Source organism: Micromonospora sp. SYSU B005 (genome assembly GCF_055362685.1).
In genome coordinates this window covers 1-12,611 of record NZ_JAXCFU010000027.1, presented here as the reverse complement: position 1 = coordinate 12,611, position 12,611 = coordinate 1, and the positions used below count along the sequence as shown (strand labels likewise).

The following is a 12,611-nucleotide window of genomic DNA, read 5'->3' as shown; positions in this document are numbered from 1 at the left end:
TCATGCCTCTCAGCCATAACGAGTTCTCCGGTGTGGTTCGCGGGCGACGGCCACGCCCGGCGGCGGTCGCCTCCGCGCCGAACCTCCCCGGCGTCAGGACGGGTCGCGGCCGGCGAGCAGGTCGGCGAAGTCGGTGGTGAGCGCGAACGGGTCGGCCGGGCCGTTCGCGGGCGGGCGTCGGTCCACCTGCTCGGCCAGCTCGGCTCCGGCCCGGCGGATCCGGGACCGCAGCGCGCTGTCGCCGTCGTCGCCGGCCCAGTCCTCCGGCGCGGCGAACACCGCCGTGGGCAGTGTCGCCGCCCGCAGGTACGTGAACATCGGCCGGACGGCGTGCTCCAGCGCCAGCGAGTGCCGGGCGGTGCCGCCGGTCGCCCCGAGCAGCACCGGCTTGCCAGCCAGCGCGTCCCGGTCGACCACGTCGAAGAACGACTTGAACAGCCCGTTGTAGGACGCGTTGAAGATCGGCGTCACCGCGATCAGCCCGTCGGCGGCGGCCACCTCGTCGAGCGTCCGCCGCAGTGCGGCCGGCGCGAAGCCGGTGAGCAGGTGGTTCACCACGTCGTGGGCGTGCTCGCGCAGCTCGACCACGCGCAGTTCCACAGTGGCGCCGCGGCCGGCCAGCTCGTCGCGGGCGGCCGCGGCGAGCTGGTCGGCGAGCAGGCGGGTCGACGACGGCTGACCGAGACCGGCCGAGACCACCGCCAGGGTACGGCTGGTCATCGCTGCTCCCCGGCGGCCGGGGCGGCGTCGCGGGCGGCGAGCAGGCTGGCGTGGGTGGGCGCCTCGGGCACGTGTGCCGGACGCAGCGAGTCGAACTCCTTGCGCAGCACCGGTACCACCTCCTCGCCCAGCAGGTCGAGCTGCTCCAGCACCGTCTTCAGCGGCAGTCCGGCGTGGTCGATCAGGAACAGCTGCCGCTGGTAGTCGCCGACGTACTCGCGGAAGCCCAGCGTGCGGTCGATGACCTGCTGCGGGCTGCCGACGGTCAGCGGCGTCTCCCGGGTGAACTCCTCCAGCGACGGGCCGTGCCCGTAGACCGGGGCGTTGTCGAAGTAGGGGCGGAACTCGCGTACCGCGTCCTGGGAGTTGCGGCGCATGAAGACCTGCCCGCCGAGGCCGACGATGGCCTGATCCGGCGAGCCGTGGCCGTAGTGCGCGAACCGTTCCCGGTAGAGGCCGACCATCCGCTGGGTGTGCTCCTTGGGCCAGAAGATGTGGTTGGCGAAGAAGCCGTCGCCGTAGTACGCGGCCTGCTCGGCGATCTCCGGGCTGCGGATCGAGCCGTGCCAGACGAACGGCGGTACGCCGTCGAGCGGGCGCGGGGTCGAGGTGAACGACTGCAGCGGCGTACGGAACCGGCCCTTCCAGTCGACCACGTCCTCGCGCCACAGCCGGTGCAGCAGGTCGTAGTTCTCGATCGCCAGCGGGATGCCGTTGCGGATGTCCTGCCCGAACCACGGGTAGACCGGACCGGTGTTGCCGCGGCCCATCATCAGGTCCACCCGGCCGTCGGCCAGGTGCTGGAGCATCGCGTAGTCCTCGGCGATCTTCACCGGGTCGTTCGTGGTGATCAGCGTGGTCGATGTCGACAGCAGCAGCCGTTCGGTGCGCGCGGCGATCCAGCCGAGCATGGTGGTCGGCGACGACGGCACGAACGGCGGGTTGTGGTGCTCGCCGGTGGCGAAGACGTCGAGGCCGACCTCCTCGGCCTTGAGCGCGATGGCGGTCATGGCCTTGATCCGCTCACGCTCGGACGGCAGCCGCCCGTTCGTGGGGTCGACGGTGACGTCACCGACGGTGAAGACTCCGAACTGCATGACCAGCTCCTCGCGTGGGGTCCGGACCGGTCGACCCGGGATCGCTCCTCACAACATATTTGACGGGTCAACTATTCCGGTGGCCGCCCGCCCCGGCGTGGCCCGGATCACGCGCCACCCGCCGACTACCCTTGCCGCGATGACGTACCCCTGGCTCTCCGCGCCCGCCGCGCAGGTCGCGCAGACCGCGCGGACGCTGCTCGGCTGGACCGTGTCGGCCGGCGGCGTCACCGTCCGGCTCACCGAGGTCGAGGCGTACGCGGGCACCGGCGAGGACCCGGCGTCGCACGCCCACCGCGGGCCGACGCCACGCAACAGAGTCATGTTCGGGCCCGCCGGGCACGTATACGTGTACTTCGTGTTCGGCATGCACTGGTGCGCGAACATCGTCTGCGGTCGCGACGGCGAGGCGGCGGCGGTACTGCTGCGCGCGGGCGAGGTGGTCGACGGCGTCGAGATCGCCCGCGAGCGCCGGCCGCGCGCCGCCGACCGGGAGCTGGCCCGCGGGCCGGCCCGGCTGGTCACCACGCTCGGGCTCGGGCGGGACGCGAACGGCACCTCGGCGATCGACGGCAGCGGCCCGCTGCTGCTGACGCCGCCGGCGAGCCCGGTCGACCCGGCGCGGATCGTCGCCGGGCCGCGGGTCGGGGTCGCCGCCGCGCACGACCTGCCGTGGCGGTTCTGGCTGGCGGACGAGCCGAGCGTGAGCGTCTACCGGCGGCACACCCCGCGCCGCCGGCCCGCCCCGGCCGCCTCGGTGCGGAACTCACCGGCCTGAATCGGCCGTCCCGGGCAACCCGGGACACCCCGCGGCGCGTCTGTGGTGGCATGACGCGCCGACTCTTCACCACGTGTTGAGGTCACGGTGTTTTACACGAAGGGCTTTCAACGGGGTGTTGACAACGGGCCATTCTTGGGTGTGGGATGGACGACATGGTCACCGTGGACAACGACCCGTTCACCGCTCCGGATGCTGCCCAGGCCCGGGCGCACCGCAACTACGCGGCGCTGCTGCGGATCGCCGAGCGGCACGCCGGCACCAACTCCCGCCGCCGGCGCTACGCCCACCCCGACGTGCCCGACGCCTACGAGGCGGCCACGCTGGTGATGGCGCTCGCCGGTGGCGCCGAGCTGGACGAGGGTGAGGAGCCCGTCGACCAGGCCGACCTGATGGCCGCGCTGACGCTGATCCCGCACGTACGGGCCGAGGTGGACGCACTGGAGGCCGGGCTGCTGCAGGTGGCCCGCGGCCGGGGCATGACCTGGCAGGCGATCGCCTTCGGGCTGGGGCTGGGCAGCGCCCAGGCGGCCCGGCAGCGCTACGAGCGGCTCACCGTCCGCACCGGCACCGGCGACTGACCGGCGGCCGCACGACGCGGGCTGTCACAGTGGCGGGCGAGACTGTGCCGGACGACGGCACGGGAGGACGCGATGACGCGCGAGGAGATGCTGGCCTACTGCCTGGCCAAGCCGGGAGCCTGGCTCGACCGGCCGTGGGAGGGCGACGAGGTGGTGAAGGTGGGCAGCCGGATCTTCGCGTTCCTCGGCTCCCCCGACGGCGAGGCCCGGCTCGGGGTGAAGTGCGGGGCGTCCCGGGAGGTGGCCGACGAGTGGCTGCACCGGTTCCCGGCCGACGCGCGCCCCTCCCCCTACATCGGCCGGTCGGGCTGGAACACGCTGCGGCTCTCCGGCGGCATCCCGGACGACGAGCTGATCGAGGCGGTCGACGGGTCGTACGACGCGGTCGTGGCGAAGCTGCCGAAACGCGAGCGCCCCACCGGCTGACCGGAAACGCGGACGGAGCACCGACCGCCCGGCTCGCCGAAACGACCCTGCGCAAACGGACCAGCGCCGCTGATGGTGCGGCAGATCCGGGCAACAGCGGAAGCCGCTCCGTGCGGCTGAGCCCGAAGTCCGAGGCCGCAGCCCGGGTCCCGCAATCCGGGATCCGCGTTCCACAAAGCAGGACCCTTGTAGATCTTGGAAGCTAAGCGCCCCTATGGGGGCCATTTCGTACCAAGATCTCGCGCGGGGCGCGGGGCGCGGGGCGCGGGGCTCGGGGCGCGGGGGCTGGTCCGGGCGGGCGGGCGCCTGGCCCGGACCAGCCGCGCAGGTCAGCGGGGGACGACCCGCTCGGCGGCCCACTCCCGCCAGCCGGTCAGCTTGTCCGCCGCGGCGGCGAGCTGGTCGGCGACCGGGCCCGGGCCGGTGGAGCCGGGCGTGATGCGGGCGGCCAGCGCCGAGCGCACCGAGAGCACGTCGCGCACCGACGGGTCCAGGTGCTCGCTCACCGCTGCCAGGTCGGCGTCGGACACCTCGTCCAGCGCGCAGTCGCGGGCGGCGCAGAGCGCCACCAGCTTGCCGGTGATCTCGTGCGCGTCGCGGAACGGCACGTTGCGCCGGACCAGCCAGTCGGCGACCTCGGTGGCCAGCGAGAAGCCCGACGGCGCGCTGGCCACCAGGCGGTCCACCCGGACCGTCATCGTGGAGATCATCCCGGCCAGCGCGGGCAGCAGCAGTTCCAGCGTGTCGACCGCGTCGAACGCCGGCTCCTTGTCCTCCTGCATGTCCCGGTCGTACGTCATGGGCAGGCCCTTGAGCATGGTGAGCACGCTCATCAGGCCGCCGACCAGCCGGCCGGACTTGCCCCGGGCCAGCTCGGCGATGTCCGCGTTCTTCTTCTGCGGCATGATCGACGAGCCGGTGGCGAACGCGTCGTCCAGCTCGACCCAGCCGAACTCCTGCGACGTCCAGAGCACCACCTCCTCGCCGAGGCGGGACAGGTGCACGCCGATCATCGCGGTGACGAACAGGAACTCGGCCACGAAGTCGCGGTCCGCGACCGCGTCCATCGAGTTGGCGAACGAGGTGCGGAAACCCAGCTCCTTGGCGACCGCCACCGGGTCCAGCGGCAGCCCCGAGCCGGCCAGCGCGCCCGCGCCGAGCGGGCTGATCGCGGTCCGCTCGTCCCAGTCGCGCATCCGCTCCAGGTCGCGCAGCAGCGGCTGCACGTGGGCCAGCAGCCAGTGCCCGAACGTCACCGGCTGGGCGTGCTGCAGGTGCGTCATGCCCGGCGCGGCGGTGTCCACGTGCCGCTCCGCCTGCTCGACGAGGGCCTCGGCCAGCTCGACCAGCCGGGCCGCCACGCCGCGGGCGTGGTCGCGCAGGTAGAGCCGCAGGTCGGTGGCGACCTGGTCGTTGCGGGACCGGCCGGCGCGCAGCTTGCCGCCGAGGCTGCCGAGCCGCTCCAGCAGGCCGCGTTCCAGCGCGGTGTGCACGTCCTCGTCGTCAACGGTCGGGCGGAACGCGCCGGAGGCGCAGGCCGCCTCCAGGTCGTCCAGCGCGGCCAGCATCCGGCCCAGTTCGTCCGGGTCGAGCAGGCCGGCGCCGGCGAGGACCCGGGCGTGCGCGCGGGAACCGGCGATGTCGTACGGGGCGAGGCGCCAGTCGAACTGGACGCTCACCGACAGCCGCGCGAGCGCCTCGGCGGGACCGCCGGCGAACCGGCCGCCCCAGAGGCTCGTCCGGTTGGCGGGGGCGCTGTTCTCGGTCAGGCTCTTGTCGTCCACCCCACCCATTGTGGTGCCCCCCATCAGGCCCCTCCCATCCGGGCGTCCCGTTGTGCGGCCATCGTGCTGGGCAGTCCCCACAGTCGTACGAATCCCTTCGCCAGCGACTGGTCGAACGTGTCGCCGGTGTCGTAGGTGGCAAGGCCGAAGTCGTAGAGGCTCGCCTCGGAGCGCCGGCCGGTGACGACCGCCCGGCCGCCGTGCAGGCGCAGCCGTACCTCGCCGGTGACGTGCCGCTGGGCGTCCTCGATGAACGCGTCCAGCGCGCGCTTCAGCGGCGAGAACCAGAGCCCGTCGTAGACCAGCTCACCCCACCGCTGGTCGACGCCGCGCTTGAACCGGGCGAGATCCCGCTCGACTGTCACCGCCTCCAGTTCCTGGTGGGCGGTGATCAGGGCGAGCGCGCCGGGCGCCTCGTACACCTCGCGGCTCTTGATGCCGACGAGCCGGTCCTCGACCATGTCCAGCCGGCCCACGCCGTGCGCCCCGGCCCGCCGGTTCAGCTCCCGGATCGCCTGGTACGGGGTGACCGTCTCGCCGTCGATGGCGACCGGTACGCCGCCGTCGAACGTGATCACCAGGTCGTCCGGGTCGCGTTCCGACGCCGGGTCCTCGGTGTACGCGTAGAGGTCCTCGACCGGGGCGTTCCAGATGTCCTCCAGGAACCCCGTCTCGACGGCCCGGCCCCACAGGTTCTGGTCGATCGAGTACGGCGACTTCGCCGACACGTCGATCGGCAGCCCCTTCTCCTCGGCGTACGCGATCGCCTTGTCCCGGGTCCAGGCGAAGTCCCGGGCCGGCGCGACGACCTTCAGGTCCGGCGCGAGGGCGGCCAGGCCGACCTCGAACCGGACCTGGTCGTTGCCCTTGCCGGTGCAGCCGTGCGACACGATCGTGCCGCCGTGGGCACGCGCCGCCGCGACCAGGTGCTTGACGATCAGCGGCCGGGACAGCGCGGACACCAGCGGGTAGCGGTCCATGTAGAGGGCGTTGGCCCGGATCGCCGGCAGGCAGTAGTCGGCGGCGAACTCGTCGCGGGCGTCGATCACCTCGGACTCGACGGCGCCGCAGTCGAGCGCGCGCTGCCGGATCACGGCCATGTCCTCGCCGCCCTGGCCGACGTCCACGGCTACCGCGATCACCTCCGCGCCGGTCCGCTCGGCCAGGTACGGGATCGCGACCGAGGTGTCCAGGCCCCCGGAGTACGCGAGCACGACCCGCTCGGTCACGAGGTGCCCCCTTCGACTGTGTCGTCGCGGCGGGCCCACGCGGCGAGCCGCTCGCCCAGCGCGGCGCCGCCGTCGGCCTCGCGGGCCACGACGAGGATGGTGTCGTCGCCGGCGATGGTGCCGACGATCTCGGTCAGGCCGGCCCGGTCCAGCGCGCTGGCGAGGTACTGGGCGGCGCCCGGCGGGGTGCGCAGGACCGCGATGTTGCCGCTGGAGTCGACGCCGTTCAGCAGCTCACGCAGCAGCCGGACCAGCCGGGCCGGTGCGCCCTCGGCGTCGCGCAGCGGCCGGTGCCCGTCCTCCGGGATCAGGTAGACGCCGCGCCCGTCGCCGCCCCGCGCGGTCACCGCTCCCAGTTCCTTCAGGTCGCGCGACAGCGTGGCCTGGGTGACCTGGATGCCGTCCCCGGCGAGCCGGTCGGCCAGCTCGGTCTGCGAGTGGATGGGGGTGTCGCGGATCAGCTCGACGATGCGGGCGTGCCGCGCGGCGCGGGTCAGCGGAGCGGTCATGCGGATTCCTCCAGGAGAAACGTCAGCAGCGCCTTCTGGGCGTGCAGCCGATTCTCCGCCTGGTCGAACACCGCGCTGTGCGGGCCGTCGAGCGCCTCGTCGGTGATCTCCTCGCCCCGGTGGGCGGGCAGGCAGTGCAGCACGATCACGCCGGCGTCGGCGTGGCCGAGCAGCGCGGCGTTTACCTGGTACGGCAGGAACGGGGTGATCCGGTCCAGCCCGTCGTCCTCCTGCCCCATCGACGTCCAGGTGTCGGTGGCGACGACGTGCGCGCCGCGTACCGCCTCGACCGGGTCGGTGAACAGCTGCACCGACCCGCCGGTGGCGGCGGCGATCTTCTCGGCGCGGGCCACGATCTCCGGGTCCGGCTGGAACCCCTCCGGACCGGCGATCCGCACGTGCATCCCGGCGGTCGCCCCGGCCAGCAGGTACGAGTGGGCCATGTTGTTCGCCGCGTCGCCCACGTACGTCACGATCCGCCCGGCGGTGCCGCCGAAGCGCTCCCGCACGGTGAGTAGGTCGGCCAGCAGCTGGCAGGGGTGGTACGTGTCGGTGAGCGCGTTCACGACGGGCACCGTGGCGTGCTCGGCGACCTCGGCGATCCGGTCGTCGCCGTGGGTGCGCAGCACGATCGCGGCGACGTAGCGGGACAGCACCCGGCCGGCGTCGCCGAGCGTCTCGCCCCGGCCGAAGTGGGTGACCTGGGTGTCCACCACGAGCGGGTGCCCGCCCAGCTCGGCGATGCCCACGTCGAACGAGATCCGGGTACGCAGGCTCTGCTTGTCGAACAGCACCGCCACCGACTTCGGCCCGGTCAGGGGCTGGTGCGCGTACCGGTCGGCCTTCATCCGGGCGGCGAGGTCGAGCACGGCGGCCTGCTCGGCGGGCGTGAGGTCGTCGTCGCGCAGGAAGTGGCGGATCATGCGGGAGCCTCCGTCGGGGTCGTGGCGTCGGGCGCGGCGGCCTCGGCGGTCGTGGCGATGCCGGCCGGCGCGGCGGCGTCGGTGGAAGGGGTCGGCGCGGCGGCGGACAGCGCGGCCGGCAGCGCGGCGAGGAACGCGTCCGCCTGCGCGGCGGTGAGGATCAGCGGCGGGGCGAGCCGGACCACGTCCGGCTGCACCGGGTTGACCAGGAAACCCGCCTCGCGCAGCGCTGCCGCGGCGGCGGCGGAGACCGGCTCGTCGAGCACGATGCCGAGCAGCAGCCCGGCGCCGCGCACCTCGCGGACCAGCGGGTGCCCGAGCGCCTCGACGCCGCGCCGCAGCCGCTCACCGACCCGTTTGACGTGGTCGAGCAGACCCTCGTGCGCGATCGTGGAGACGACAGCGAGCGCGGCGGCGCAGCTGATCGGGTTGCCGCCGAACGTGGTGCCGTGCGAGCCGGGGGTGAGCAGGTCGGCGGCCCGGCCGAAGGCCAGGCAGGCGCCCAGCGGCAGCCCGCCGCCGAGGCCCTTGGCGAGCGTGACGACGTCCGGCTCGACGCCCTCGGCCTGGTGGGCGAACCAGTGGCCGGTCCGGCCGACGCCGGTCTGCACCTCGTCCAGCACCAGCAGCGCGCCGTGCGCGGCGGTGATCCGCCGGGCCGCGGCCAGGTAGCCGGGAGGCGGGACGACCACGCCGTTCTCGCCCTGGATCGGCTCGATGATCAGCATGGCGGTGTCGCCGGTGACGGCCTCGGCCAGCGCGGCGGCGTCGCCGAACGGCACGTGGGTGACGTCGCCGGGCAGCGGGCGGAACGGGTCGGCCTTCGCGGGCTGCCCGGTCAGCGCCAGCGCGCCCATGGTCCGGCCGTGGAAGCCGCCGTGGGTGGCGACCACGTGCCGGCGGCCGGTCAGCCGGGACAGCTTGAACGCGGCCTCGTTGGCCTCCGCGCCGGAGTTGGCGAAGAAGACCCGGCCCGGGCGTCCGGCCAGCGCGAGCAGCAGTTCGGCCAGCGCCACCGGCGGCTCGGCGACGAACAGGTTCGACACGTGCCCGAGCGTCGCGACCTGCTTGCTGACGGCGGCCACCACCGCCGGGTGGGCGTGGCCGAGCGCGTTGACGGCGATGCCGCCGAGCAGGTCGACGTACTCCCGGCCGGTCTCGTCGGTCACGACGGCGCCGGAGCCGGAGACGAGCGCCAGCGGCGGCGTGCCGTAGTTGTCCATCATGGTGGCGTTCCACCGCTGCACGAGCGTGCTCATGAGTCGATCACCATCGTTCCGAAGCCCTCCGACGTGAACACTTCCAGCAGCGTGGAGTGGGCGACCCGGCCGTCGACGACGTGCGCGGCCGGCACTCCCCCGCGCACCGCCCGCAGGCAGGCCTCCATCTTCGGGACCATGCCCGACTCCAGGGACGGCAGCAGCTTCGCCAGGTCGTCCGCGGTGATCTCGCTGATCAGGCTGGACGTGTCGGGCCAGTCGGCGTACAGGCCGGGCACGTCGGTCAGCACGACCAGCTTGCGGGCGTCCAGCGCCACCGCCAGCGCGGCGGCGGCGGTGTCCGCGTTGAGGTTGTGCAGCACCCCGTCGGCGTCCGGCGCGACTGTCGAGATGACCGGGATCCGGCCGGCCGCGATCAGGTCGGTCACAGCCGAGACGTTCACCGACTCCACGTCGCCCACCTGGCCGACGTCGACCGCTTCCCCGTCCACGTACGCGGGGCGGCGCACGGCGGTGAACAGCCCGGCGTCCTCGCCGGAGAGGCCGACCGCGTACGGGCCGTGCGCGTTGATCAGCCCGACCAGTTCCCGGCCGACCTGACCGACCAGGACCATCCGGACCACGTCCATCGCCTCCGGGGTGGTGACCCGCAGGCCGCCCCGGAACTCGCTGGCGATGCCCAGCCGGCCGAGCATGGCGGAGATCTGCGGACCGCCGCCGTGCACCACTACCGGCTTCAGGCCGGCGTAGCGCAGGAACACCATGTCGGCGGCGAACGCCCGCTGGAGTTCGGGGTCGACCATGGCGTTGCCGCCGTACTTGACCACGACCGTGGCGCCGGAGAAACGGGCCAGCCAGGGCAGCGCCTCGATCAGCGTGGCGGCCTTGGCCTGGGCCCGGGTGAGGTCAGCGGAGAGGTTCATGTGGAATAGGCCGAGTTCTCGTGGACGTACGCGTGGGACAGGTCGTTGGTCCAGATGGTGGCGGCGTCGGCACCGGCGTGCAGGTCGATCCGGACCGTGACGCCGCGGCCGGCGAGGTCCACCTTGGCGCGGTCCTCGGCGGCGGCGCCGCCCCGGCACACCCAGATGCCGTTGACCGCGACGTCCACGCCGTCCGGCTCGAACACGGCGGCGGTGGTGCCGACCGCGGCGAGGATGCGGCCCCAGTTCGGGTCGTTGCCGAACAGTGCGGTCTTCACCAGGTTGTTGCGGGCCACCGTGCGGCCCACCTCGACCGCGTCGTCCTCGCTCGCCGCGCCGACCACCTCGATCGCCACCTCCTTCGTCGCGCCCTCCGCGTCGGCCAGGAGCTGCTGGGCCAGGTCGTGGCAGGCGGCGGTGACCGCGGCGGTCAGCTCGGCCTCGGTCGGCTCGATGCCGGAGGCGCCGCTTGCGAGCAGCAGCACCGTGTCGTTCGTGGACATGCAGCCGTCGGAGTCGATCCGGTCGAACGTGATCCGGGTGGCGGCGCGCAGCGCGGCGTCGAGGGCGTCAGGCCCGGCTACCGCGTCGGTGGTGAGCACGCAGAGCATGGTGGCCATGGCCGGGGCGAGCATGCCCGCGCCCTTGGCCATCCCGCCGACGGTCCAGCCCGTACCCTGGGCCACCGTCGTCTTGGGCCGGGTGTCGGTGGTCATGATGGCCTCGGCGGCCGCCGGGCCGCCGTCGCGGGACAGGCCGCGCACCGCGTCGCGTACGCCGGGAAGCAGTTTGTCCATCGGCAGCCGCTCGCCGATCAGGCCGGTCGAGCACACAGCGACCTCGCCCGCGCCGACGATCAGCCGGGCGTTCGCCGCGGTGATCGCGGCGGCGGTGTGCTCGGCGGTGGCGTGGGTGTCCTGGAAGCCGGCCGGGCCGGTGCAGGCGTTCGCGCCGCCGGAGTTGAGCACCACGGCGCGCACGACGCCGCCGTGCACGACCTGCTGGCTCCACAGCACCGGCGCGGCCTTGACCCGGTTGGCGGTGAAGACACCGGCCACACCGGCGTCCGGGCCGTCGTTGATCACGAGGGCGACGTCGGCGGCGCCGGAGGACTTCAGTCCGGCCGCGACACCTGCGGCGCGGAACCCACGGGGGACGGTGACGCTCACGGGGCCACTCCAAACACGGACAGACCGGTGGTCTCGGGGAGACCCACCATCAGGTTGGCGTTCTGCACGGCCTGGCCGGCCGCGCCCTTGCCCAGGTTGTCGATAGCGCTGACCACGATCACCCGGCCCGAGTCGACGTCCACAGTCGCCTGGAGGTGGCAGGAGTTCGACCCGGCGGTGGCGGCGGTGTGCGGCCACGATCCCTCGGGCAGCAGGTGCACGAACGGCGCGTCGGCGTACGCGGCGGCCAGCACCGCGCGCGGGTCGGCGTCGCCGGTGGGCACCGCGGTGACTGTGGACAGGATGCCCCGGGGCATCGGCGCGAGCACCGGGGTGAAGGACAGGCCGGTCGCGCCGGTGGCCTGCTTGATCTCCGGCACGTGCTGGTGCGCGCCCACCTTGTAGGGGGTCAGGTCGCCCATCACCTCGCTGCCGAGCAGGTGGGCCTTGGCGGCCCGGCCCGCCCCGGAGGTGCCGGAGGCGGCGACCACCACCACGTCGTCGGGGCGTACCGCGCCTGCGGCGATCAGCGGCGCCAGCGCCAGCGTGGTCGCCACCGCGTAGCAGCCGGTGCTGGCGACCCGTGTCGCGGCGGCGATCTCGGCCCGCTGCCCGGGCAGTTCGGGCAGCCCGTAGGTCCAGGCGCCGGCGTGTTCGCCGCCGTAGTAGCGGGACCAGGCGCCGGCGTCGCGCAGCCGGTGGTCAGCGCCGAGGTCGACCACCTTGACCGAATCGGGCAGCGCCGCGGCGAGCGCCGCGGACTGCCCGTGCGGCAGGGCCAGGAAGACCAGGTCCGCGTCGGCGAGGGTCGCCGGTTCGGTCGCGGCGAACACCAGGTCGAGGCCGGCGAGGTGCGGGTGTACGGCGCTGACGGGCTGACCGGCCTGGCTGTGTGCGGTGGCGGCGATCAGCTCGAACTCGGGGTGACCGGCGAGCAGGCGCAGCAGTTCGCCCCCGGCGTATCCACTCGCCCCGGCCACGGCAACCCGAATGCCCATACCCACCTCCGCATGACTATGCAGGAAAGAGTACCGGTCGAGGCAGCGCCACCGCAAGGTCATACGGCGCGTTGCATAGCCATGAGACGACGTTCACCAGCGGCTCGCGTGGGCCGGCGTGTTAATAGGGGCCCCCTCCTCTACCGGAGGCGTTAAGTGAGTGTTTGAGATTCCGGCTCAGGTGTGGGTTGCCTGGGCCGGTTTCGTGTGTCGGGCCAGGCGGGTGACCATGACGTGGATCATGGCCCAGGTAA

General features: G+C 73.5%; 13 protein-coding genes. 3 read left to right on the top strand and 10 right to left on the bottom strand.

Annotated elements, in window-relative coordinates:
* Positions 1-93: 93 nt before the first annotated feature.
* Complete coding sequence (locus tag SM452_RS29520) at positions 94-720, bottom strand: CE1759 family FMN reductase (RefSeq protein WP_357211085.1); 627 nt, start codon at positions 718-720, stop codon at positions 94-96.
* Positions 717-1,817, bottom strand: coding sequence for an LLM class flavin-dependent oxidoreductase (locus SM452_RS29515; RefSeq protein ID WP_463841147.1), 1,101 nt, complete (start codon positions 1,815-1,817; stop codon positions 717-719). The genes SM452_RS29520 and SM452_RS29515 overlap by 4 nt, the downstream gene beginning before the upstream one ends.
* A 139-nt stretch (positions 1,818-1,956) precedes the next feature.
* Between SM452_RS29515 and SM452_RS29510 the strand changes: the two genes are divergently transcribed.
* The 3 genes from SM452_RS29510 to SM452_RS29500 all read left to right on the top strand — a co-directional run bounded on the left by SM452_RS29510 (position 1,957) and on the right by SM452_RS29500 (position 3,602).
* Positions 1,957-2,595 (top strand): DNA-3-methyladenine glycosylase, encoded by a 639-nt coding sequence (locus SM452_RS29510; protein ID WP_357211083.1) that lies wholly within the window; start codon positions 1,957-1,959, stop codon positions 2,593-2,595.
* A 146-nt stretch (positions 2,596-2,741) separates the two neighbouring features.
* Positions 2,742-3,176 (top strand): DNA-binding protein, encoded by a 435-nt coding sequence (locus tag SM452_RS29505; protein WP_225853232.1) that lies wholly within the window; start codon positions 2,742-2,744, stop codon positions 3,174-3,176.
* A 72-nt stretch (positions 3,177-3,248) separates the two neighbouring features.
* The gene (locus SM452_RS29500) at positions 3,249-3,602 is read left to right on the top strand and encodes an MmcQ/YjbR family DNA-binding protein (protein ID WP_145822649.1); all 354 of its coding nucleotides are present in this window, start codon (positions 3,249-3,251) and stop codon (positions 3,600-3,602) included.
* Positions 3,603-3,931: 329 nt separating this feature from the next.
* On the opposite strand, the gene argH is transcribed toward SM452_RS29500, so the two are convergent.
* The 8 genes from argH to argC are packed head-to-tail and all read right to left on the bottom strand — an operon-like array spanning position 3,932 to position 12,357.
* Positions 3,932-5,395 (bottom strand): argininosuccinate lyase, encoded by a 1,464-nt coding sequence (argH, locus tag SM452_RS29495; protein WP_030271078.1) that lies wholly within the window; start codon positions 5,393-5,395, stop codon positions 3,932-3,934.
* Between the two features lie 14 nt (positions 5,396-5,409).
* On the bottom strand, positions 5,410-6,615 hold the full coding sequence (locus tag SM452_RS29490) for an argininosuccinate synthase (protein ID WP_463841146.1): 1,206 nt from the start codon (positions 6,613-6,615) through the stop codon (positions 5,410-5,412).
* Positions 6,612-7,124: an arginine repressor gene (locus SM452_RS29485; protein WP_262015696.1), complete on the bottom strand. Its 513-nt coding sequence runs from the start codon at positions 7,122-7,124 to the stop codon at positions 6,612-6,614. The genes SM452_RS29490 and SM452_RS29485 overlap by 4 nt, the downstream gene beginning before the upstream one ends.
* The gene (gene argF, locus SM452_RS29480; RefSeq protein WP_457609081.1) at positions 7,121-8,047 is read right to left on the bottom strand and encodes an ornithine carbamoyltransferase; all 927 of its coding nucleotides are present in this window, start codon (positions 8,045-8,047) and stop codon (positions 7,121-7,123) included. The genes SM452_RS29485 and argF overlap by 4 nt, the downstream gene beginning before the upstream one ends.
* Positions 8,044-9,306, bottom strand: a complete 1,263-nt coding sequence (locus SM452_RS29475) for an acetylornithine transaminase (protein ID WP_463841145.1) — start codon at positions 9,304-9,306, stop codon at positions 8,044-8,046. The genes argF and SM452_RS29475 overlap by 4 nt, the downstream gene beginning before the upstream one ends.
* Positions 9,303-10,190 (bottom strand): acetylglutamate kinase, encoded by an 888-nt coding sequence (gene argB / locus SM452_RS29470; protein WP_366619404.1) that lies wholly within the window; start codon positions 10,188-10,190, stop codon positions 9,303-9,305. The genes SM452_RS29475 and argB overlap by 4 nt, the downstream gene beginning before the upstream one ends.
* Positions 10,187-11,359 (bottom strand): bifunctional glutamate N-acetyltransferase/amino-acid acetyltransferase ArgJ, encoded by a 1,173-nt coding sequence (argJ, locus tag SM452_RS29465; RefSeq protein WP_457609085.1) that lies wholly within the window; start codon positions 11,357-11,359, stop codon positions 10,187-10,189. The genes argB and argJ overlap by 4 nt, the downstream gene beginning before the upstream one ends.
* A complete protein-coding gene (gene argC, locus SM452_RS29460; RefSeq protein ID WP_463841144.1) occupies positions 11,356-12,357 on the bottom strand; it encodes an N-acetyl-gamma-glutamyl-phosphate reductase in 1,002 nt (333 codons plus the stop codon). The genes argJ and argC overlap by 4 nt, the downstream gene beginning before the upstream one ends.
* Positions 12,358-12,611: the final 254 nt, after the last annotated feature.